Below are 22,276 nucleotides of genomic sequence, written 5' to 3'. Positions count from 1 at the left end.
TCGCCCGGCTGCTCCCTTTTCTCGTGCGGTACGGTGCGGTGCGGCGTCAGGCGGCGGCCTCGGCGGCCCCGGTGGCTTCCGCCTCCGCGCCCCGCATCCGGCCCGGCAGGGTCAGTACGGCCAGGAAGCCGCACACCGCGACCGCCGCGAAGAAGTAGAAGCCCCACGGGTGACCGATCCCCGAGGAGACCAGGGCGCCGGTGATCGACGGGCCGACGATCGAGCCGATCCGGCCGATGCCGGACGCCGAGCCGAGCGCCGTGCCGCGCACGGACGCCGGGTAGTAGTTCGTCACGTAGGCGTAGACGAGCACCTGCGCGGAGAAGACGAACACACCGGTGAGGAAGACGACCGTGTTGAGCAGCAGGTCGCTCTCCATCCTGACGCTCAGGCAGGCCAGCATGAGCACCGACACCGCGAACCAGCCCATCGTGGTGCCCTTGATGCCCCGCCGGTCGGCGACCCACCCGCCGAGGACCAGGCCGACGACACCGCCGACGTTGAGGACGAGGAGCTGGGTGACGGCCGTGGGAACGGGGTAGCCGGCGTCGTTCATCAGCTTCGGCAGCCAGGTGTTGAGGCCGTACACCAGCAGCAGCCCCATGAACGAGGCGACCCAGATCCCGATTCCCGCACGCAGGTACGCCGGCTTCAGCAGCTCCGTGAACGGCAGCCGTGCGGCCCCGTCCCGCTTGGCCCGCACGAAGGCCTCCGACTCCGGGAGCTTGAACCACTGGACGCCGGCGACGAGGAGGCCGACGACACCGAGCACGTAGAAGAGGATCTCCCAGTCGTCGGTGACCTGGAGGGCCAGCAACGAGGTGATCACCGCACCGGTGTGGTAGCCGGTCATCGTCAGGGTGCTGGCCCGCGCCCTGCGGCCGGCCGGCATGTGCTCGGCCATCATGGTCAGCGACACCGGCATGCAGGCGCCGAGGCCCAGACCGGCGGCGAGACGCAGGGCGGCGAACATCGCGACGGAGTCCGCCAGCGGCACCACGAGGGTGAAGACCGAGAACACCACCACCGAGCCGATGAGCAGGCGGCGGCGCCCCAGCCGGTCGGCGAGCGGGCCGACGCAGACCGCGCCGATGGCCACGCCGACGAGCGACAGCGTCGCGACGGTGGTCGCGTCACCGGCGGTCATGCCGAGATGGTGGGTCTTGAGCAGGGTGGGGATGATGGCGCCGAGGACGACGAGGTCGTAGCCCTCCAGCAGAACGGTGATCCAGCACAGGAGCACGGTCCATCTGCCGTTTCCTGTGGTGCCGGTGCGGGCCGGCGCGTCGGACGTGGTGGCGGAGGCCATGGTGACATTCCCCCCAGGGGACGGGAGCGGGCGAGCGGACGGGGAGGAGCGGGAGAGCAGGCTCAGAAGGGGTAGTCGGCGATGTCCGGGCGGACCGTGACCCATTGGGTCTCGGTGAACGCCTCGACGTTGGCCGCGGCGCCGCCGAAACGGGAGCCGGTGCCGGAGGCCTTGACCCCGCCGAAGGGGGCGTTGGGCTCGTCGCCCACGGTCTGCTCGTTGATGTGTACCTTGCCGGATTCGATCCGGTCGGCGAGCTTCATCGCCGTACCGACGTCGCCGAGGATGCCGACGGACAGCCCGTATTCGCAGTCGTCGACGATCCGCGCGGCCTCGTCCAGGGTGGCGAAGGAGACGACGGGGGCGACGGGGCCGAATATCTCCTCGCGCCAGGCCGGCATGTCGGCGGTGACGCCGGTCAGCACGGTGGCGCGGTAGCAGGCGCCGTCGATCTCGCCGCCCGCGGCGATCTTCGCGCCCGCCGCGACGCTCTCGGTGACGATGCCGTGCACCCGCTCCAGCTGGCGGCGGTCGATGATCGGCCCGAGCGCCACGTCCTCGCGCGCGGGGTCGCCGACGGCAAGCGCCTCGGCCTTCGCGGCGAGCGCGGCGGTGTACTCCTCCACCAGCGACTCGTGCACGATGTGCCGGCCGGTCGTCATGCAGATCTGGCCCTGGTGCAGGTAGGAGCCGAACGCGCCCGCCGACGCGGCCTTCCGCACGTCCGCGCCCGGCAGCACGACCAGGGCGTTGTTGCCGCCCAGCTCCAGGTGGGCCCGCTTCAGCAGCCGGCCGGCCTGCTCGCCGATCGCCCGGCCGACCGGAGTGGAACCGGTGAAGGAGACGACCCGGACCTCGGGCGCCTCGACGACCGCCCGGCCGACCGAGCCGTCGCCCGGCAGCAGGTGGAGGACGCCGGCGGGGAGCCCGGCCTCCTCGAGGACACGGGCGATGACGACACCGCCGCTCACCGCCGTGCGCGGGTCCGGCTTGAGCAGCACCGCGTTACCTAGGGCGAGTGCGGGGGCGACCGAGCGCAGGCCGAGGACGAGCGGGAAGTTGAAGGGCGCGATCACGCTGACGACACCGGCCGGGCGGCGGCGGGCGAACGACCAGCGGGCCTCCTCGGAGGTGAGCACCTCGCCCTGGGGATGCGTCGGCAGACCCGCGCACTCGAAGCACTCGCCGATCGCGAGCCCCACCTCGGAGCCCGCCTTGGTCCGCACCGATCCCGCCTCGCGCACCAGCCAGTCCTCCACCTCGGCGGCGTGCTCGGTGAAGAGCTCGCCCGCGCGGCGCAGTACGGCGGCCCGCTGCCGCGGGGAGGTGGCCGCCCACTCGCGCTGGGCCCGCGCGGCCCGGGCCGCGGCGCGCCCCACGTCCTCCGCCGAGGCCAGGCCCACCGAGCCGAGCCGGTCACCGGTCGCCGGTTCGGTCACCGGCTGTTCGGTGGGGGAGTCCTGCCAGCCGTCGCTGAAGTACTTCCCGCCCCAGACGTCGCTGTCCAGGAATGTCATCGTCTACCCCTTCGTCGGGTTCTTCGGGTGCCGAGCGCCTCAGCGGCTCCGGGTGCTCGGCCGGCCGTCGGGCCGGAGGTCAGGACGGCGTGGTGAGCGCCGTGTCCACCTGGATCAGTCGCGGGCCCTCGGGCCGCTCGGCCAGCGCCGCGCGCAGCTCCTCCACGCCGCCGACGTGCTGGGCGCGGACGCCGTACCCCTCCGCGATGCGGGTGAAGTCGAGCCCCGGGATGTCGAGTCCGGGAGCGTCCGGCACGCCGAGCAGGCCGCCGAACCAGCGCAGCGCCCCGTACGTACCGTTGCGCAGCAGCACGACGGTCAGCGGGACCCGGTGCTGCGCGGCCGTCCACAGGGCGGTGATGCCGTAGTTGGCCGAGCCGTCGCCGACGACGCCCACGACCGGGCGGCCGGGCTGCCCCATCGCGACGCCCACCGCGCCGGGCAGCCCGAAGCCGAGTCCGCCGGCCGCCGGGAAGTAGTAGGAGCCGGGCCGGCGCAGGTCCATCTGCCGCCACCACGCGGAGTTGGTCGACGTCGACTCGACGACGTACGCGGTGTCCTCGGGCAGTTCGTCGCGCAGCGCGGCGAAGACCTGCTCCGGGTGCAGGGCCGGCCCTTGCGCGGCGAGCGGCTCGGGCACCGGCCGGTAGGGGCCAACCGGCTCGGCGGGATCCTCGAGGGCCTTCAGCAGAAGGTCGACGACCGCCCCCGGGGCGGCCACCAGCGCCTCGCCCATCGGTGCCCGCGCGGCGGCGGAGGCGTCCTCGGTGACCTGGACGAGCCGGGTGCCCTCGGGCAGATACCGCCCGGGCAGGTACTCGTGGTAGCGGAACACCGGCGCGCCCAGCACGAGCACCAGGTCGTGGCCCTCGAAGGCCTCCGAGATCGGCGCGATGCCGGCGGGCAGCACGCCCCGGAACAGCGGGTGCCGGTTCGGGAAGGGCAGCCGGAACTGCGACGGCGCCGCCCACACCGGCCCGCCCAGGCGCTCCGCCAGCCGCACGGCGTCGTCGAACAGGCCGGCCGAATCGATGTCCCCGCCCAGTACCAGCGCCGGACGCCGAGCGGCGGTGACCCGCTCGACGAGCCAGCGGCTCTGCTCCGCGTCGGGCACGGAGGCCCGCCGCACCTGCCGGTCGAGGACGGCCAGGGCGTTGTCGCCGGCCTCGGCGTCCCAGTCGTCGTAGGGGACGGACAGGTACGTCGGCCGCCGCTGGAGCCGCGCCTCGAAGACGGCCTGGGCGAGCGCCCGCGGCACGTCCTCCGCGCACGCCGGCTCCGCCGCCCAGCCGACCAGCGGCTTCATCAGGGCCGGGGCGTCGACGCTGGCCAGGTTGGCCTCGGGGCCGACGGCGGGCCGCACCTGCTGCCCGGCGACGACCACGAGGGGGGTGCGGGAGGCCACGGCGTTCGTCAGGGCGCCCATCGCGTTGCCGGAGCCGGAGGCGGCGTGCAGATTGACCAGCACCGGACGGCCGGTCGCCTGGGCGTAACCGTCGGCCATGCCGACCACGGCACCCTCGTGCAGGCCGAGGACGTAGCGGAAGCCCTCGGGCAGACGGGCGAGGAACGGCAGCTCGTTGGAGCCGGGATTGCCGAAGACGGTGGTGAGGCCCTGGCGTTCCAGGAACCCGTGGGAGACACGGCGCACGGATGGCACGGACGTTCCTTTCGAAGTGACGTCGGACACGCTAGGCACCCCATGACATGGGCACCAATAGATGTTTCGGGGGCCCGATATAGAGTCGATCGATATGGGCACCTTCGATCTCAACCTGGCCCGGGTCTTCGTCCTGCTCTACGAGACCGGCAGTGTCACGGCCACTGCGGAGACGCTCCACGTCACGCAGCCCACCGTCAGCTACAGCCTGGGCAAGCTCCGCCGGCACTTCGACGACGAGCTGTTCCGCCGCACCGGGCGGGGACTGACGCCGACGGCGGGTGCCCGGCGGCTGTACGAGCCGCTGCAGCGTGCCCTCGCGGACATCGACGGGACGGTCCGGCAGGCCGACACCTTCGACCCCCGGGCGATGTCGGGCCGCTTCACCATCGCCCTGTCCGACCTCGGCGAGGCGACCCTCCTGCCGAGGCTCCTGGCCGCGGCCCGCGAGCGGGCGCCGGGGGTGTCCTTCACCGTGCGTCCGTTCGACGTGGAGGACGCCGAGAGCCAGCTGCGCCGGGGCGACCTCGACGCGTTCGTGGCCACTCCGGTGCTGACCTCGCACCGGACCGTGCGCATCCCGCTGTTCCAGGAGCGCTACGTCCTCATGGTCGCGGCCGACCACCCCCGCGTCCGGGGCGACGCGGTCACCCTGCCGGAGCTGGCCGCCGAGCACCACGCGACGGTCTTCGGGCCGAGCGGCCACGTCACGCCGCGCGCGGTGCTGGCCGCGCACGGACTGCTCGGCCGGGTGGTGGTGGACGCCACCCGCTTCTCGATGCTGCCCTACCTGCTGGAGCAGACCGACCTGATCGCCATCGTCCCCGAGTACGTCGGTGAGGTCTTCACCAGCTCCCACCGCGTAAGACTGGTACGTCTCCCGTTCGAGACCGACCCCATCGAGGTGGCGCTGTACGCCCGGCACGAGTCCTCGCGCAGCCCGGCGCAGCGGTGGCTCGTGCGGTTCATGGCGGAGGTCCTGGGCGAGCAGATCAGTCCCGCCCAACTCCCGCCGACGGCCGCCCGTTGAGGCCCGCACGGCACGGGCGGCCCGTACTCCGTCCCCACGCGGAACTCGCCGCCCGGCGCGTCGTGTCGGGGCGGCCGCGCGCCGGGGCGGCCGTGGGCCCGCTCCGCGGCGAGAGTGGTCGGCGCCGCCGGATCAGTCCTGCTTCAGCCAGTCCTCGTACCGGGTCGCGGCCCTCTCCACGGTCTCGTCCCCGGTCAGGATCCCGTCCGGGACACCGGCGAAGAGGCCCGCGTTCTCGTCGGTGACGACCGTGCGGCCGTCCGGGCGGGCCGCGAGGGTGATCTCGCCCAGCCTGTCGAGCCGGTGGAGCTCGGGGCCCGCGATCTCGCGGAAGTTCCCCAGGGGTTGGCCCTGCGCCGCGTCGGCCACCGCGCGCGCGACGTCGGCGGAGGCGATCGGGCGCAGCTGCGTCGAGGGCAGACGCACCTCCGTGCCCTGGGTGCCCATGTCCATGACCGGGCCGACGAACTCGAAGAACTGGGCGGCCCGTACGACGCTGTACGGCACACCGCCGTCGCGCAGGGCCTCCTCCTGGGCGACCTTCGCCCGGTAGTAGCCGATGCCGGGCAGCCGGTCGACGCCGATGATCGACAGTGCCACGTGATGGCGGACGCCGGTCTCCTGCCCGGCGGCGATCTGGTTGCGCGTCGAACGGACGAAGAAGTCCCGGGCGACGTCCTCCTCGAAGGAGGGGGAGTTGGTCACGTCCACGACCACGTCCGCGCCCCGCAGCGCCTCCGTCAGGCCCTGACCGCTGAGCGTGTCGACGCCCGTGCTGGGCGAGGCCGCCACGGCGTCGTGACCACTGTCGCCGAGCAGGCGCACCACCTGAGTGCCGATCAGCCCCGTACCGCCGATGACCACGATCCTCATCGTTCTCTCCGTCCACTCGTTCCGCTTCCTGCGGTGACCGGCGCCGTTCACCGGTCCCGTCGCGCCGAGGCGCACGACGACAGGACAGGACTGCGTCCGGATCCGTGACAGCCGGGCGCGCCCCCGTGTTTGCCGCCGGAGTGACAGGCAAAGCGGTGTCCATGAGCGATCCGAACAAGGACACGAACAAGAAGCCCGACACCACCCGGACGGCCGATTCCAAGGCCCGAGGTGCCGCCGACCGCGCGACCGCGCCCGCCTCGCGGGCCGCAAAGGCCGCCACCGGCAAGGCCGCTGACGCGGGGTCGACGGCCAGGGCCGGAGCCGAACGCACGGCGCAGGCCGCGAACGGCGCGGTCCAGACGGCGGCCAAGGGCGTCGAGGCCGGCCGGCAGGCGGTCATCACCACCTCGGGGCACGTCGTCACCACGGCGAAGACGGCGTGGACGGTCATCGCCCAGCGCCGGCTCGTCGCGGCCGGCGTGGGCGCCGGCCTGACCGCGCTGAGCGCGGCCTCGTACGCCATGGGCCGCCGTGCGGGACGCCAGACGTACGGCCCTCTCACCCGGCTCACCGGCGGCCGCATCTGACGCCGGCGGCGCGGCGCGCCGGGTCGGGCGGGCACGTCCGTCCGGGCACGGGGCCGGGCCGGACGGTTCACCGGTGACGTCGAGCGACCCGCACGGGGTCGGGACGACGGCCGGTGACCGCTCCGGCCCGCGCGTCGTCACCGGCGCGCCGGACGGGACACGGCCGGTCCCGGCGCCCGCCGCGTCACCGCCCACGGCGTGACGTTCGCCCCGCCTTCCGGCGGCAGGTCTTCACCGCCCCGGACGGGGGAAGATAGGACCGCGAGCGAATGCACGACCGATGCGGAGGAGTGGGCGCATGCAGCACGACCGAGCCGGCAGGCCGGCCGGCCCCGAGGACCTGATCGACGTCGCCAGGCTGGTGACGTCCTACTACGCCCTGCACCCGGACCCCGCCGAGCCGGGACAGCGCGTGGCCTTCGGCACGTCCGGGCATCGCGGATCGTCGCTGGCGGCGGCCTTCAACGAGGACCACATCGCCGCGACCAGCCAGGCCATCTGCGAGTACCGCGACTCCCAGGGCACGACCGGCCCGCTCTTCCTCGGCGCCGACACCCACGCGCTGTCCGAGCCGGCCCGGATCACCGCGCTGGAGGTGTTCGCCGCCAACGACGTCACCGTGCTCATCGACACCGCGGACGGCTACACCCCCACCCCGGCGGTCTCCCACGCCATCCTCACCCACAACCGGGGACGCACCTCCGGTCTCGCCGACGGCGTGGTCGTGACCCCCTCGCACAATCCACCGGCCGACGGCGGCTTCAAGTACAACCCGCCGAACGGCGGCCCGGCGGGCTCGGACGCGACCACCTGGATCCAGGACCGGGCCAACGAGATCATCGCCGCCGGTCTGAAGGACGTCCGGCGCGTTACCTTCGCGAAGGCCCTCGCCGCCCCCGGCACCGGCCGCTACGACTTCCTCGGCGCCTACGTCTCCGACCTGCCGAGCGTCCTGGACCTCGACGCCGTCCGGTCCGCCGGAGTGCGCATCGGCGCCGACCCGCTGGGCGGCGCCTCCGTCGCCTACTGGGGCCGGATCGCCGAGCAGCACCGCCTCGACCTGACCGTGGTCAACCCGCTGACCGACCCCACCTGGCGCTTCATGACGCTGGACTGGGACGGCAAGATCCGCATGGACTGCTCGTCGCCGCACGCGATGGCCTCCCTGATCGAGCAGCGCGACCGCTTCACCATCGCGACGGGCAACGACGCCGACGCCGACCGGCACGGCATCGTCACCCCCGACGCCGGCCTGATGAACCCCAACCACTACCTGGCCACCGCCATCCACTACCTGTACGCCCACCGCACCGAATGGCCCGCCGACGCGGGCGTGGGCAAGACGCTGGTGTCCTCCGGCATGATCGACCGGGTCGCCGCGGACCTCGGCCGACGGCTGGTCGAGGTGCCCGTCGGGTTCAAGTGGTTCGTGGACGGACTGGTCGACGGCACGCTCGGCTTCGGCGGCGAGGAGTCCGCCGGCGCCTCCTTCCTGCGCCGGGACGGCTCCGTGTGGACCACGGACAAGGACGGCATCATCCTGGCCCTGCTCGCCTCCGAGATCACCGCCGTCACCGGCCGGACCCCGTCCGAGCACTACGCCGCGCTCACCGCCCGCTTCGGCGAGCCGGCCTACGCCCGCATCGACGCGCCGGCGACCCGCGAGGAGAAGGCCCGCCTGGCCAGGCTGTCCCCGGCCGAGGTCACGGCCGACACCCTCGCCGGCGAACCGGTCACCGCTGTGCTCACCGAGGCTCCGGGCAACGGAGCGTCGATCGGCGGCATCAAGGTGACCACGGAGAATGCCTGGTTCGCGGCCCGTCCCTCGGGCACCGAGGACGTCTACAAGATCTACGGTGAGTCGTTCCTCGGCCCGGACCACCTCCGGCAGGTGCAGGACGAGGCCAAGCTCGTCGTCCTCGGCGCCCTGGGCGGCTGACGGAGCACCCGGACCCCGGGGCCCGCCTCCCGGGCCGGTCAGACCGGATGACCGGCCCGGGGGAGTGCCACGGTCAGCCCGCGGATCTCGTAGCCGTCGATCGCCCGCTGGAATCCCACGCGCGGCCGGGTGGCCATCCGGACGCCGTCGAGGGCGAACAGACGGCTGAGGAGGACGTCGGTCTCGAGCAGGGCGATGTGCGCTCCGGGGCACCGGTGCGGCCCGTCGCCGAAGGAGAGCCCCGAGCCGATCTCCCTGCCCCGGCCGGGTCTCACCAGGAACGGATCGTCGCCGACCGCCGCGGCGTCGGTGTTGACGTCGTCCAGCAGGATCTCGACGTGCTCGCCGGGGCACACCGTCACCGCCGGCCCGGACGACGGCAGGTGCAGCGTCTCGGTGGCCCGGCGGCGCAGCCGTCCGACCACCGGCTCCAGTCGCAGCAGCTCACGAAGGGTGGCCAGGCGCTCGGCCTCGTCCGCCGCGCGGTAGCGGTCGAGCAGACCGGCGTCGGTCAACAGGTGCCAGGCGGCCAGGCACACGAACTCGCGCGTGGTGACCATGCCGGCCGCGGCGAACGTCAGGCACTCACCGAGGATCTCCGCGTCCGAGCAGCCCTCGGCGATCAGGTGGGAGATCAGGTCGTCGTGCTCCCGGCGGCGGTGCGCGCGGATCGCGGGACGGACGTCGGCGAGATGGATGCGCAGCCAGTTGGTGTTCTGCCGCAGCAACCAGTAGAGGCCCCGCACACTGGTCAGACCCGGCTCGCCGAACTCGTCGGGGAAGAACCGCTCCAGCCTGCGGCGGATCCCCGGCCTGCCGTACCGCAGGCCGAGGACCTCGCTCACCACGCCGATGGCCAGCTCGAAGGCCAGGTCGGACAGCTGGGCCTCCCCGGCCGCGCGCAGGGCCGCCAGCTGTTCCCCGGCGATGCGGACCATCGGCTCGCGGTAGTGCTCGTCGACCCGCCGGGGGGTGAAGAAGCGCGCGGTCTGCCGGCGGTGCTCCCGGTGTTCGGGCCCGTCCCGGTAGAGCACGGGCCGGCGGACGCGGGGCGGCAGCTTCTCCACGGTCTCGATGCCGAGACCGGCCTGCACGGTCCCCGGGCTCCGCAGCAGCGCACGCGCCACCGCGAGGTCGTGCACCCGCCATGTCCCGTCGTCGGCGCGGGTGACCGGGCACGTCGGCCGGTCCCGGCCCCGGTCGGCCTTGCGCGCGGAATCCTTCGCGTCACGCACCGGCGGACACCCCCAAGTCGGTTGCCGCGCGGCCCGGACGGCCACCCCGCCCGACCCTCGAAGTGACAGCATCGGGCATGCCTCGGGCCGCCGGCCAGCCCCGATCACGCCGTTGGCGGAACGCCGGGAGCGGTGGTGCGGGCACCGAGGGGCGCGGACGCGCCCCGACCGGCATCCGCGCCGGCTCCGCCCGGTGACCGTCGCCGCATGATGTTTCCCGCGATCGGGGGTAGACGGGCTGGCGTAACGGTCAAGGCTCAGGAAGAGGGCGGATCGGATGAACGGGGCTGCCCGGAATGGGGATCGGCTGGAAGGGACGCCGGTCAGAGTGTCGGCGCGGTACGAGGGCATTCCCGGTGACATAGCCCGGGGCCGGGAGCTGGCCCGGGGCTTTCTGGCACGTTTACAGGCGGCCCGGGGGGTCACGGTGTCCGACCGGGCGGCGGACGTGGTGCAGCTCGTCGTCAGCGAGCTGCTGACGAACGCGTGCAAGTACGCGCCCGGGCCGTCCCTGGTCGCCCTGGAGCTCGCCGAGGACCAGGTGGAGGTGAGCGTGTGGGACAGCGACCCGGTGCTGCCCGTGGCCGAGGACGCGGATCCCGGACGGATCGGCCGGCACGGGCTGGAGATCGTGATGGCGGTCTGCGAGACGTTCGAGGTGCGCAGGGAGACGGTCGGCAAGCGCATGACGGCCGCCGTGCTGCTGACCGACGCATGAGCGCCCGGTGACGGGCCGGGTGCCCTCCGCGCCGGGAGCCGGCCGGTGCGGACGACGCCCGTCGCCGCCCGGAGCCCGGTTGCGGACGACGCCCGTCACCGCCCGGCGGGCCGCCCGCCCGGGCGGGGGAGCCGGTACAGCACACTCCGGCGCAGGGGGCCCTCGGGCACACCCGGGTCGTCGAAGTCGTCCGCCGGATCACGGGTCATGCCCAGGCGGCGCATCACCGCTCGCGACCGGCTGTTGGCCGCCGCGGTGATCGCGAGGACCTCGGGCGGACCGAGCTCCTCGAAGGCGAAGGCCACCACGGCACGGGCGGCCTCGGTGGCGTAACCGTGTCCCCACACGGGACGGGCCAGCCGCCAGCCGGCCTCGATCCCGGTGAACGGCAGGCCGTCCTCGACCGGATCGAGCCCGGTGAACCCGATGAACTCACCGGTGGCGGTGACCTCCACGGCCCACCATCCCCAGCCCCGCTGTTCCAGGTCGGCCTGGAAGGCGGCCGCGGACGCCTCGCTCTGCTCCCGTGTGAGCACCGCGGGGAAGTACTCACGGACCACCGGGTCGGCGTTCAGGGCCGCCCATGGGCCCAGGTCGGACTCCCGCCACTCGCGGAGGACAAGACGATCGGTACGCAGTTCGGGCACCAGGTCAACGTAGCGGGGCCATGCCCGCGGAGCGACCGGATTAGGGCCTGGGCGGGCGCTGCCCGGGAGACCGGCGCCGGTCCCTCCAACGGCCGTCCTCGGAGCGGTTCACCCGCCCTCCGCGGGGGAACCTGGCGGGGTGGACGGCATCGGAAGGCTGTGAGGGTCGTGACGTCACGCTGGGCGGGCCCCCAGGAGGGCGACGAGCCAGGACACGGGGCGGCCGGTGTCCCGGAGGCCGGCTCGGCCGCCGTCCTCCAGGCCCTCGGTGCCGGCGTCCTCACTCTCGACGCGTCCGCCCGCATCACGTCGGTGAACCCGTGGGCCGAGGAGATGCTCGGGCGGTCCGCGGCGGAGATGACCGGGCGCGACGCGCACGACCTGCTGCACCGGTACGCCGACGGCAGCCCCGTGCCCCGGGAGCGGTGCGCCCTGCGCGGCCCCCTGGGCGGAGCACCGGCCGTGCAGGGCAGCGACGAGTACCTCCAGCGGGCGGACGGCAGCACGGTCCCGATCATCTGGGCGGCCACCCCCCTCGTCGTGAACGGCCACCGGGAAGGGCTGGTGATCGTCTTTCACGACTTCAGCCTGCACCGCAGCGCCGCCGAGGAGGCGCAGGCGCGCACCGAGGCGCTGGAGACCCTCACCGCCCAGCTGCACCTGGTGGCCGAGATCTCGACGGTGCTGGTCCCCACCGAGCGCACCGGCGTCATCATCCGCCGCCTCCTGCGCCTGCTGGTGCCGGAGCTGGGGCAGTGGGCCGCCGTCGACACCCATCCGGGACAGCAGGACGTCCTGGAACGGCTCGCAGTCCGCAGCAGCACCCACCCGCACCGGGCCCGGCGGCTGCGGGGGCCCCTGACCCGGCTGCCGGACCGCTCGCGCGCGGCGCTCGCACGGCTGGTCAACGGCGACCGCCCCGTCCTGCTGACGGCCGAGGACCTGCTCCACGACCCGCGGGCGCCGCTCGCGGCCACCCACCGCCCCCTGTTCGAGCAGCTCGGCGGCCACAGCGCCGTGGTCGTCCCCCTGCGCACCCGGCAGCGGTCCTACGGAATCCTGACCGTGGCCCGCACCGGGGAAGCGCCCGCCCACACCGAGGCCGAGGTCGCCCTGCTCGCCGACATCGGACGCCGCGTGGGGCTGGTCATGGACAACGCCCGGCTCTACCACGAGCAGCAGAACGTCGCCGAGACCATGCAACGCCAGCTGCTCACCCCCCTCCCTCAGGTCGACCACGTCCGCATGGCCGCCCGCTACTGGCCGGCCGAGAGCGCCATGGAGATCGGCGGCGACTGGTACGACGCGTTCCTGCTCGCCGACGGGGTGATGGCCCTGGTCATCGGGGACGTCGTCGGGCACGACCTGCAGGCCGCGGCGCACATGGCGGAGGTCCGCAACATGCTCCGCGCCCTGGCCTGGGACCACCAGGAACCGCCCAGCGTGATCATGCACCGCCTCGACGAGGCCGTGACCAACACCAGCGACGCCCCCATGGCCACGCTCGTCTTCGCCCGCGTCGAGGGCCCCGAGGGCGGCCCCTGGCGACTGCACTGGGTCAACGCCGGTCACCCGCCGCCGCTGCTGATCACCTCGGACGGCGAGACCCGCTACCTGGAGGGCGGCCACGGCCCGCTGATCGGGATGAGCGACGCCCTGCGCCTCGGCCTGGAGTGGCCCGACGCGCGCGAGGAGCTGCCGCCGGAGAGCACCCTGCTGCTCTACACCGACGGCCTGGTGGAGAGCCGTGAGCGTCCGATCGACCTCGGCATGACCAAGCTCCGCCACCACGCCGGCGTCCTGGCCCGCCGGCTGAGGGAGCGGACCGTCGACGACTTCTGCGACGAACTGCTGGCACGCATCGCGCCCCGCGGCGACGACGTGGCCCTGCTCGCGCTGCGCCTGCCCGCCGCAGGAGTCGGTGCCGCCGGCGACACGGCGCCCCCTCCGCCGTCCCAGTCCCCGCTCAGCGAGGCGGCCCCCGACCGGGCCGCCCCCGGCTCCCGCCGCGAGCACCCCGAGGTCGAGGACCCGACCCGCGCCGATCCGGAGGACTAGGAACCGCCCGCGACGACGCACGGCGCCCCCACGCCGAGTCCGGCGAACAGGCGCGGCGGGTGGGTTCCGACCGTCCCTCCCGAGGTGACGAGGCGCCAGGCACAGGACCCCGAACAGGAGCCGGCCGACGACGGCCCGTCAGGGGTACCGAGCGCTCCGGGGCGCCCTGCGCGAGGTCGTCGGGTTCGTGGCCGAAAAGCCATGCGGGAAAGGACAGTTGACGGACCCCGGTGTCCGGCCGGCTCCGCCGCCCACCGGCCGGCGGAGCCGGCACGGGCGCCGCCCCCGGTGTCCGCCGGCGGCATGAACCGGGCCGGTGGCATTCACCCGGGTGAGCGCCTTGAGTGGTGGAAGCGAGTGGCCTGGCTGACGGTAAATCACGTCAGGGCCGGGTCACATCAGCTGACGAAGCACCAGCTGCCCGGTCGTGGCGGAAGGAATCTCAGATGCGATCTGCTCGCACTCTCCTGGCCACAGCGGCGGCTTCGGCCGTCGTCGTCCTCGGTGCTCCCGGCGCCTACGCGGCCGGCGGCGACTGGGACCACGGCGACTCTTCCTACAGCAAGGAGCAGGACAACGGAGGCAGGCACGACGAGCCGCGCGGTGGAATGCGCACGGGTGGCGGTGCGCTGACCGCGGTGAACGAGGGGGACTGGGGCGGTTCCGGCGACAGCGGTGAGAAGTCCGGCGGCAGCGGCGAGAAGTCGTGGGGCGGCTCGGGCGACAGCGGCGAGAAGTCCGGCGGCAGCGGCGAGCGCGACGAGCCGCGCGGCGGAATGCGCACGGGTGGCGGTGCGCTGACCGCGGTGAACGAGGGGGACTGGGGCGGCTCCGGCGACAGCACCGAGAAGTCCGGCGGCAGCGGCGAGAAGTCCTGGGGCGGCTCCGGCGACAGCGGCGAGAAGTCCTGGGGCGGCTCGGGCGACAGCGGCGAGAAGTCCTGGGGCGGCGGCGAGCAGGAGAAGCCGCGGGGCGGGATGCACACCGGCGGCGGCGGACTGTCCCAGCAGGGCGCGACCGCGGGCGGGCTGGCCGTCCTGGGCGTGGCCGCGGCCGGCCTGTACGCCGCGCGGCGCAGGAAGTCGGCTCTCGGAGCGGTCTGAGCCATGCCGGGCGCTATAGCAGTCGGGCCGCCACCCGCGCACCGCGTGGCGGCCCGGCTCGCCGCCCGCCCCCGTCCCGCCGCAGTGCCCAGTGAGGTGTTTCCCGATGGCAGTCCCCCCTTCTTCTCCCGCCGGCGCCGCGCCGGCCCCCTCCGGCCAGGGATCCCGCGGCGGCCTGACCGTGCTGTGCGCCGTCGCCCTCCTGGTCCTGGCGATGAGCCTGCTCGGCGGCCACGACACGTCCGCGGACTCCTCGCGTCCGCCGCTCGCCCCGGGGGCCGGGGCATCGGCTCCGGCGGTGGCCGGCTCGGCCGACGCCGACCCGCCCGCCACCGAACCGCCGGCAGCGGATCCGACCGGTGCGAGCCGGACGGCCGGTCTGCCGCGGTCGAGGCCCGTACGCCTGCTGATCCCGGGAATCTCCGTCGACGCCCCCTTCACCGACCTGGCCGTCGGCGAGAACGGGCAGCTCCAGCCGCCGCCCGCCGACGACACGAACCTCGTCGGCTGGTACGCCAAGGGAGCCTCCCCCGGCGAGACCGGCACCTCGATCATCGCCGGGCACGTCGACACCAAGACGTCGGCGGCCGTCTTCGCCCGGCTCGACCAACTGAAGCAGGGTGACGTCTTCCACGTCGAACGGGCCGACGGGCGCACGGCGTCCTTCGTCGTCGACAGCCTGGAGACCTTCGACAAGGACGCCTTCCCCAGCGGGCGCGTGTACGGGGACGCGGACCGGCCGGAGGTACGGCTCATCACCTGCGCGGGCGAGTACGACCACAAGGTCAAGGACTACACGGACAACCTGGTGGTCTTCGGGCACCTCACCTGAGCCCGCCCCGCACCCCCGTCCGGGCCGGTCACCCGCGCGGTTCGGCAGGTCACCCGCGCAGTTCACACGGGTCGCGCGTTCCCGGGGTCGGGCACAGGATCGAGACACACTGGCGTCGCATCACCGCGGCCGACGTTCAGTACCGCCCCCGCGAAGGAGATGTGCGCAGGATGACCACCATGTCCACCCCTGCTTCGGAATCGCCGGCGCGACAGGTGTCGCACCGCGTCTCCCAGTCCGTGTTCGACGGCTCCCGGCTCCGCGTCGTCCTGCTGGTGGACGTCAACGACGGCGCCCAGCAGCAGTTCCTCGAGACGTACGAGCAACTGCGCAAGCATGTCGAGTCCGTGCCCGGGCACGTCAGCGAACAGCTGTGCCAGTCCATCGAGAACCCGTCCCAGTGGCTCATCACCAGCGAGTGGGAGAGCGCGCCGCCGTTCCTCGACTGGGTGAGCAGCGAGGAGCACGTGCGGATGGTGAAGCCGCTGCACGCTTGCGTCCGGGACACAAGGTCGCTCCGCTTCCACGTGGTCCGTGAGACCGGTGGCCCCGCGCTGGGCGACGCCCAGACCGGCAAGGGCGGCCTCCAGACGTCCCCCCGAGTGGGTGACGGCGTGATCCGTCACGCGCTCACGTTCACCGTCGAGCCCGGCAGCGAGGAGGCTGTCGCGAAGCTCCTCGCGGACTACGCCGCCCCCGAACCGCAGGTCGACGCGAACACCCGGCTGCTCCGCACCTCCCTGTTCATGCACGGCAACCGCGTCGTGCGGGCCATCGAGGTGCGGGGCGACCTGCTCGCGGCGCTGCGGCACGTGTCCCAGCAGCCGGAGGTGCGGGCCGTCGAGGAGGCCATCAACCCGTACCTCGAGCAGGACCGGGACCTGAGCGACCCGGAGTCGGCCCGGGTCTTCTACACACGGGCCGCGCTGCCGGCCGTCCACCACGTGACGGCGGGACAGGAGGAACCGGAGGCGGAACGGCACGCGCTGTCGTATCCGGCCCGCCCCGGCTGCGGCATGCGGCTGGCCCGGCTGCTGGCCCAGCGCGACGAGGCGGCGGCCGACGATCCGCGCAGCCCGGTCCTGTGCAGCACCATCTTCCAGCGCGACGACGTCGTGGTCCGGCTGATCGACGTACGCGGCGGTCTGGACGCCTGCGACCCGGCGGTCGGCCTCGGCCTGCCCGACGCCCGCCAGGCGGCCGAGCTCACGACGCTCCTGGACGCCCCGGCGGGTGCGGACGCCGCCGGGGACGGAGGCGACGACCTCGGGCGAGCCCTGCGCGGTGCCCGGATGACCCCCGTCACCGACCGCCGCTCGCCCGGCGCCTGAGACCGCACCGGGCCACGAAACCGGCCGGCCGCCGGACCGCGACGTGCGCGGTCCGGCGGCCGTTGTGCTGGGCGCCCGCGGTCGGCCTACTTCTTCGGCGGCACGGTGCAGTCGAAGGCGTGCAGGTAGGGGTTGACCGGGCGGATGTCGTCGATGACGAGGCCCGCGTCGGTCAGCCGGCCGACCATGCTGTCGGTGGTGTGCTTGGCACCGCCGACGTTGAGGAGCAGCAGCAGGTCCATGGCGGTGCTGAACCGCATCGAGGGCGTGTCGTCGACGAGGTTCTCGATGACCACGACCCGCGCCCCGGGGCCGCCCGCCTCCATGACGTTGCGCAGGGCGCGGGCGGTGCTGTCGTCGTCCCACTCCAGGATGTTCTTGATGACGTACACGTCGGCCTGGACGGGAATGGCCGTGCGGCAGTCGCCCGGCACGATGCGCACGCGGTCCGCGAGCGCGCCCCCCTCGCGCAGCCGCGGGTCGGCGTTCTCGACGACGCGCGGAAGATCGAGCAGGACGCCCTGCATCGACGGGTACTTCTCCAGCAGGCTCGCCACCACGTGCCCCTGCCCGCCGCCGATGTCCGCGACCGACCTGCTGCCCGAGAGGTCGAGGAGGGCCGCGACGTCCTCGGCGGACTGCCGGCTGGACGTCGTCATGGCCCGGTTGAAGACCTCGGCCGACTCGGGGGCGTCCTCGTTGAGGTAGGTGAAGAACTCCTTGCCGTACAGGTCCTCGACGACGTTCCGGCCGGTCCGCACGGCCTCGTCGAGCCGGGGCCACGCGTCCCAGGTCCACGGCTCGGTGCACCACAGGGTGATGTAGCGGAGGCTGTGCGGGTCGTCCTCGCGCAGCAGCAGGGACATGTCGGTGTGGGCGAACGTCCCGTCCTTGTGCTCGGCGAAGACGCCGTAGCACGTCAGGGCGCGCAGCAGCCGGCGCAGCGGCCGGGGCTCGGTCTTCACCGCGGCCGCGAGGTCATCGACGGTCATGGGTGTCTCGCCGAGGGCGTCGGCGACGCCGAGCCGGGCGGCCGCGCGCAGGGCGGCGGCGCATGCCGCCCCGAACACGAGCTCCCTCAGCCGCATCGGCGGGGGAGGGGCGGTCTGTACGGTCGTCATGTGCCGCTTTCCTTCCTTCTTCGGTCCAGGGGTGGCTACGGCCGGGCGGTCAGCACAGTCCCGCGGGCTTGGACGCCCGGCACGAGTTGGCACTGAAGGTGTTGGTGCTGCCGGTCTCCGTGCTGACGAGGTCGGCCGGCGAGTTGTCGCGCAGCGCGTTGCGGCTGACCTCGTTCTTCTCGCCGGCGACGCCCACGAGGCTCTTGAACAGGACGATTCCGCCCGAGAGCGGGGAGGTGCCGGAGTGGCCCTCGACCGTGTTGGCCGTGACCCGGACCTTCTCGGTGCCGGTCAGGACGATGCCGGAGCCCTGCAGGGCGGGCAGCCGCTCGGTCTTCGGGCACGACTTGTTGTTGCGCGCGACGTGGTTGCCGCGCACCACGAGGTCGCCGGCCCTGGGACTGTTCTCGTCGCCGACGACGAACACCCCCGCGCAGTTGCCGGTGATGTGGTTGTCCGCGACGGCGAGGTTGCGCAGCCGCCGCACGGTGACGCCGATCCGGTTGCCCGAGAGCCGGTTGTCCTCGACGATCGTGCCCCGCGTGTCCGCGGCGCCCTGCTCGGCCTTGATCGTGTTGGCGAGGAAGATGCCCGCGTCGCCGTTGTCCCGGGCGGTGTTGCCGCGGAAGACGCCGCGGACCGAGCGCTCCTGGGCGATGCCCCAGACGTCGTTCTTGTCGGCCGTCACGTTGCGCACGGTCAGTCCGTCGGTGCCCATCGAGAACACACCGGCGCGGGCGAACCCGGTCACCCTCAGGGAGGCGACGGTGACGCCCTTGACCTTCTTGGTCTTCGTCCCGACCACGCAGATGCCGTTGCCGTTCTCGGCGCAGATGCCGGCGGCCTTCTTCGTGCTCGGCTTGATGACCGTGTGCCGGCCCATGCCGCGCAGGGTGAGCCCGGGGGTGCTGACCCTGACGCTCTCGTGGTAGGTGCCGACGCTGACGAGGACGGTGTCGCCCGCCTCGGCGGCGTCCACGGCCTTCTGGATCGACTGTCCGGGGTGGACCACGTGGAGCGAGGGGATGTGGGGGACGTCCGGGAAGGCGGCTGCCGGAGCCGCCCCGAGACCCGTTCCTACCATCGCGGCGGTGCACACCAGGTACACGATTTGGCATTTCTTCATATTCGGAACGTTATGCCCGAAGGGTTCAGGGGTGGCGGACGATGAGCCATCCGACGGCGTGTCATGTGATCGACCCGCACGGGGTGTTCACCGCGACTGGCCACGCCGCCCGAGGGCAGACGGTCAAGTGATCTTCACACCGGCTCCCCGAGGAGGACCCGCACGTGACCACGCCCGAGCAACGGACACGCCGCCTGCCCACCGGACGCCGCTTCGACCTGCGCGCGACCGCCATGTTCTTCGGACTCGCCGCCCTCGGCCTCGGCCTCGTCGGACTGGTGGTGCGCATGGCGCTGGGCGTCGCCGAGCGCCGGCCCGCGTGGGCCGTGCTCCTGCTGCTGGCTGTGGTGGTGACCCTCCTCGTCGCACGGCGCGGCAGGGCCCGCTTCTCCACCGCGCGGCTGGCCCGCCGCACCACCGACGCCCTGGAACAGGCCACGGCCACGGCGCTCGACGCGCTGGACGCGGAGCGCCCCGCCGTACCCGCACAGGCGGCGGGGCCCCGCGGCGAGCCCTCCGCGCCGGAGGTCACCGCGGTGGACGTCGCCGCGGTGGAACCCACCGTGACGCAGGTCCCCGTGGTGGAGGCCGTCGATTACGCCGCCCTGAGCCCGGACGAGTTCGAGCAGGCGATAGCCGACCTCTGCGTACGGGACGGGTGCGCCGAGGTCGAGGTCGTGGGCGGGGCCGGAGACCTGGGCGCCGACGTGCTGGCGGTGACCCCCGACGGGCGGCGCCTGGTCATCCAGTGCAAGCGCTACTGCGAGGACAACAAGGTCGGCTCCGAGGAACTGCAGCGCTTCGGCGGCACCTGCTTCACCGTCCACGAGGCCGACGTGGCCGTCCTCGTCACCTGCAGCGACTTCACCGCGCCCGCCGTCGACTACGCCGAGCAGTGCGGCATAGTCTGCGTCGACCAGTGGCGCCTGCGCGCGTGGAGCGAGGGCGCGGGACCCGAGCCGTGGGCCGTGGAGTCCTGGGCGGAGCGGCAGACGGACAGCTTCCTGCCGGACGGGGCGGCGCGGTGATGTCCCCCGCTCCCTCGCATGCTGCGTCGGCCCGGCGGCATGGTTGACCCGGCCTCCGGTGGCAACCTGGACGGCATGGGCAAGACCGCACTGATCGTCATCGACATGATCAACACCTACGACCACAAGGACGCCGACCAGCTCATCCCGTCCGTGGAGCCCGTGGTGCCGGTGGTGACCGGCCTGCTGCGCCGGGCACGGCACGAGGACGTTCCCGTGATCTACGTCAACGACAACTTCGGCGAGTGGCGCTCGCACCACGGGGAGATCCTCGACAAGGCCCTTTCGGGTCCGCACGCCCGGCTCGTCGAGCCGCTCCGGCCCGACGAGTCCTCGCTCTTCGTGGTCAAGGCACGCCACTCGATCTTCTTCGAGACCCCGCTGACGTACCTGCTCCACGAGCAGGGCATCGACCGGCTCGTGCTGTGCGGTCAGGTGACCGAACAGTGCGTGCTCTACTCGGCGCTCGACGCCCACATCCGCCACCTCGACGTCGTCGTGCCGCGGGACGCGGTCGCGCACATCCACGCCGACCTCGCGGACGCCGCGCTGCGGATGATGGAGCGCAACATGGGCGCCCGGGTGTGCGACAGCGACGAGCTGTGGACGTGACGAGACCCCGGCGCGGGTCCTGTGCGCCGCCGCGGTGACGGCGGCGGCCCGTACACCACCGTGACGCCCCGCGCTCGTCGATCTCACCGGACCGGACCCGTCGGGGGCGTCCGGATGCTCCGTCCGGCGCAACACGGACGCGGCCGGCCCGGCGCCCCACGGTCACCTGGTGTAACAGTCTTTGTATGATCTGTAGACGACATGCTCATACGAGCACGCGGACCGGTTCGCACGGCCGCGGCATCCCGTCCGTCCTGGCGACCCTGGTCGCCGCCACCGTCCTGGGGACGGCCGCGCAGGCGGCCGCCTCGCCGTCGGTCCACCGCGCGACGAACTGGGACGCCATCGCCGAGTGCGAGTCCAGCGGCAACTGGAAGGCGAACACCGGAAACGGCCACTACGGAGGCCTGCAGTTCAAGCAGTCGAGCTGGAAGGCGGCCGGCGGCCTCAAGTACGCGCCACGCGCCGACCTGGCCACCCGCAAGGAGCAGATCAAGGTCGCCGAGCGCCTGGCCCGCATGCAGGGGATGTCGGCCTGGACCTGCGCCTGACCCGGCCGACGGCGCCGATGCCTCCTTCGCGCGGACCTGGGCAGACTAGTCATGAGACCCGTCCGGTCCCGGCAGGCAGAGGAGGGCTCGGCAGCCATGACACGTCCACCGGGAGACCGCCTCACCGACCCGCGCGCACGGCTCGGCGACATGATCTTCTCCAGAGTGGCGGGGCCCGAGGGCCGGGAGAACCGTGCCCGCATCCACGGCACGCCCGGCCCCCGCTGGTTCGGCCCCGACCGGCCCGTCCGACGGGTCCACGGTGACGCCTCGATGTTCATCGGGGGCCTGTCCGCCCTGCTGCTCCAGTCCCTCCATCCCCTCGCCATGGCGGCCGTGTCGGCGCATTCCGGGTTCCGCGGAGACCCCTGGGGCCGGCTCCAGCGGACCAGCACCTTCCTGGCCGTCACCACCTTCGGCACGGCTGACAGCGCCCAGGAGGCCTGCGAACGGGTGCGGGCCGTCCACGACCGGGTGCGGGGCACCACCCCCGACGGGGAGGCCTACTCCGCGGCCGATCCGCACCTGCTGTGCTGGGTGCACGTTGCGGAGGTCGACAGCTTCCTGCGGGCCCACCAGCGCTACGGCGCCCGGCCCCTGGACGACGAGGGCTGCGACGGCTACGTCGCCGACATGGCGCGCGTCGCGACGGCGCTCGGGGTGCCCGACCCGCCCGTCGACCGCGCCGGTCTCGCCGAGCGGCTGGCCGCCTACCGCGGCGAGCTGCGCGCCACCGCCGAGGCACGCGGCACCGCCCGGTTCCTGCTGCTGAACCCGCCCGTCCCCCTCGTCGCGCGCCTCCCGTACGGTCTCATCGCCGCGAACGCGGTCTCGCTGCTGCCGAGGTGGGCCTCGCGCGCCCTGTGGCTGCCGCGGGTGCCGCCCGCCGAAGCGGTCTGCGTACGGCCGCTGGGCACGCTCGTGACCGCCGGGATCCGCTGGGCGATGACCCCGCCCCGCGACGCCGCCTGACGACCGTCCGCGCCGAGGGGACCC

Annotated in this window: 20 protein-coding genes; 12 read left to right on the top strand and 8 right to left on the bottom strand. The window is 73.4% G+C overall.

The annotated features are described in order from the left end of the window. Positions 1-46 precede the first annotated feature (46 nt). From ACFWJB_RS08865 to mdlC, 3 genes are all read right to left on the bottom strand, one after another. Positions 47-1,309 carry an MFS transporter gene (locus ACFWJB_RS08865; protein WP_385470133.1) on the bottom strand — a complete coding sequence of 421 codons (1,263 nt, stop codon included), beginning with the start codon at positions 1,307-1,309 and terminating at the stop codon, positions 47-49. A gap of 62 nt (positions 1,310-1,371) precedes the next feature. Then, complete coding sequence (locus ACFWJB_RS08860) at positions 1,372-2,826, bottom strand: benzaldehyde dehydrogenase (RefSeq protein ID WP_386921170.1); 1,455 nt, start codon at positions 2,824-2,826, stop codon at positions 1,372-1,374. 79 nt (positions 2,827-2,905) lie between these two features. Continuing rightward, positions 2,906-4,486: a benzoylformate decarboxylase gene (mdlC, locus tag ACFWJB_RS08855; RefSeq protein ID WP_385470129.1), complete on the bottom strand. Its 1,581-nt coding sequence runs from the start codon at positions 4,484-4,486 to the stop codon at positions 2,906-2,908. Between the two features lie 94 nt (positions 4,487-4,580). On the opposite strand from mdlC, the gene ACFWJB_RS08850 reads away from it, so the two are divergent. Beyond that, complete coding sequence (locus tag ACFWJB_RS08850) at positions 4,581-5,516, top strand: LysR substrate-binding domain-containing protein (protein ID WP_385470127.1); 936 nt, start codon at positions 4,581-4,583, stop codon at positions 5,514-5,516. A 132-nt stretch (positions 5,517-5,648) separates the two neighbouring features. Here ACFWJB_RS08850 and ACFWJB_RS08845 read toward each other — a convergent pair whose 3' ends face one another. After that, positions 5,649-6,389 carry an SDR family oxidoreductase gene (locus tag ACFWJB_RS08845; RefSeq protein ID WP_386921167.1) on the bottom strand — a complete coding sequence of 247 codons (741 nt, stop codon included), beginning with the start codon at positions 6,387-6,389 and terminating at the stop codon, positions 5,649-5,651. A 161-nt stretch (positions 6,390-6,550) separates the two neighbouring features. Between ACFWJB_RS08845 and ACFWJB_RS08840 the strand changes: the two genes are divergently transcribed. Next, the gene (locus tag ACFWJB_RS08840) at positions 6,551-6,979 is read left to right on the top strand and encodes a hypothetical protein (protein ID WP_385470123.1); all 429 of its coding nucleotides are present in this window, start codon (positions 6,551-6,553) and stop codon (positions 6,977-6,979) included. Between the two features lie 298 nt (positions 6,980-7,277). Continuing rightward, the gene (gene pgm, locus ACFWJB_RS08835; protein ID WP_386921165.1) at positions 7,278-8,918 is read left to right on the top strand and encodes a phosphoglucomutase (alpha-D-glucose-1,6-bisphosphate-dependent); all 1,641 of its coding nucleotides are present in this window, start codon (positions 7,278-7,280) and stop codon (positions 8,916-8,918) included. 38 nt (positions 8,919-8,956) lie between these two features. On the opposite strand, the gene ACFWJB_RS08830 is transcribed toward pgm, so the two are convergent. Then, complete coding sequence (locus ACFWJB_RS08830) at positions 8,957-10,153, bottom strand: cytochrome P450 (protein WP_386921163.1); 1,197 nt, start codon at positions 10,151-10,153, stop codon at positions 8,957-8,959. 277 nt (positions 10,154-10,430) lie between these two features. On the opposite strand from ACFWJB_RS08830, the gene ACFWJB_RS08825 reads away from it, so the two are divergent. Further along, positions 10,431-10,871: an ATP-binding protein gene (locus ACFWJB_RS08825; RefSeq protein ID WP_385470117.1), complete on the top strand. Its 441-nt coding sequence runs from the start codon at positions 10,431-10,433 to the stop codon at positions 10,869-10,871. 95 nt (positions 10,872-10,966) lie between these two features. Here the strand turns inward: ACFWJB_RS08825 and ACFWJB_RS08820 are convergent, their stop codons facing one another. Continuing rightward, the gene (locus ACFWJB_RS08820; RefSeq protein WP_385470115.1) at positions 10,967-11,518 is read right to left on the bottom strand and encodes a GNAT family N-acetyltransferase; all 552 of its coding nucleotides are present in this window, start codon (positions 11,516-11,518) and stop codon (positions 10,967-10,969) included. A gap of 168 nt (positions 11,519-11,686) precedes the next feature. Between ACFWJB_RS08820 and ACFWJB_RS08815 the strand changes: the two genes are divergently transcribed. The 4 genes from ACFWJB_RS08815 to ACFWJB_RS08800 all read left to right on the top strand — a co-directional run bounded on the left by ACFWJB_RS08815 (position 11,687) and on the right by ACFWJB_RS08800 (position 16,842). After that, entirely contained in the window at positions 11,687-13,576 is a 1,890-nt protein-coding gene (locus ACFWJB_RS08815) for a SpoIIE family protein phosphatase (protein WP_385470113.1), read from the top strand. 446 nt (positions 13,577-14,022) lie between these two features. Then, entirely contained in the window at positions 14,023-14,679 is a 657-nt protein-coding gene (locus ACFWJB_RS08810; protein WP_386921160.1) for a hypothetical protein, read from the top strand. A gap of 106 nt (positions 14,680-14,785) precedes the next feature. Beyond that, positions 14,786-15,511 carry a class F sortase gene (locus tag ACFWJB_RS08805; protein ID WP_386921158.1) on the top strand — a complete coding sequence of 242 codons (726 nt, stop codon included), beginning with the start codon at positions 14,786-14,788 and terminating at the stop codon, positions 15,509-15,511. A 170-nt stretch (positions 15,512-15,681) separates the two neighbouring features. Further along, on the top strand, positions 15,682-16,842 hold the full coding sequence (locus tag ACFWJB_RS08800; protein WP_385470107.1) for a SchA/CurD-like domain-containing protein: 1,161 nt from the start codon (positions 15,682-15,684) through the stop codon (positions 16,840-16,842). 86 nt (positions 16,843-16,928) lie between these two features. Here ACFWJB_RS08800 and ACFWJB_RS08795 read toward each other — a convergent pair whose 3' ends face one another. Further along, the gene (locus ACFWJB_RS08795) at positions 16,929-17,963 is read right to left on the bottom strand and encodes a methyltransferase (RefSeq protein ID WP_385457507.1); all 1,035 of its coding nucleotides are present in this window, start codon (positions 17,961-17,963) and stop codon (positions 16,929-16,931) included. Positions 17,964-18,012: 49 nt separating this feature from the next. Beyond that, positions 18,013-19,089: a nitrous oxide reductase family maturation protein NosD gene (locus tag ACFWJB_RS08790; RefSeq protein WP_385457505.1), complete on the bottom strand. Its 1,077-nt coding sequence runs from the start codon at positions 19,087-19,089 to the stop codon at positions 18,013-18,015. 164 nt (positions 19,090-19,253) lie between these two features. On the opposite strand from ACFWJB_RS08790, the gene ACFWJB_RS08785 reads away from it, so the two are divergent. The 4 genes from ACFWJB_RS08785 (at position 19,254) to ACFWJB_RS08770 (ending at position 22,252) form a co-directional block, all read left to right on the top strand. Continuing rightward, positions 19,254-20,117, top strand: coding sequence for a restriction endonuclease (locus ACFWJB_RS08785; protein ID WP_386921155.1), 864 nt, complete (start codon positions 19,254-19,256; stop codon positions 20,115-20,117). Positions 20,118-20,192: 75 nt separating this feature from the next. Then, positions 20,193-20,729, top strand: a complete 537-nt coding sequence (locus ACFWJB_RS08780) for a cysteine hydrolase family protein (RefSeq protein ID WP_385457501.1) — start codon at positions 20,193-20,195, stop codon at positions 20,727-20,729. A gap of 185 nt (positions 20,730-20,914) precedes the next feature. Further along, on the top strand, positions 20,915-21,280 hold the full coding sequence (locus tag ACFWJB_RS08775; RefSeq protein ID WP_385457499.1) for a transglycosylase family protein: 366 nt from the start codon (positions 20,915-20,917) through the stop codon (positions 21,278-21,280). A 96-nt stretch (positions 21,281-21,376) separates the two neighbouring features. Continuing rightward, positions 21,377-22,252: an oxygenase MpaB family protein gene (locus ACFWJB_RS08770; protein WP_385457497.1), complete on the top strand. Its 876-nt coding sequence runs from the start codon at positions 21,377-21,379 to the stop codon at positions 22,250-22,252. The last annotated feature ends 24 nt before the right edge of the window (positions 22,253-22,276 follow it).

This window comes from Streptomyces sp. NPDC127100 (genome assembly GCF_042724095.1).
GTDB lineage: Bacteria > Actinomycetota > Actinomycetes > Streptomycetales > Streptomycetaceae > Streptomyces.
The sequence above is the reverse complement of the archived record's forward strand: the minus strand, read 5'-3'. Positions and strand labels throughout refer to the sequence as shown.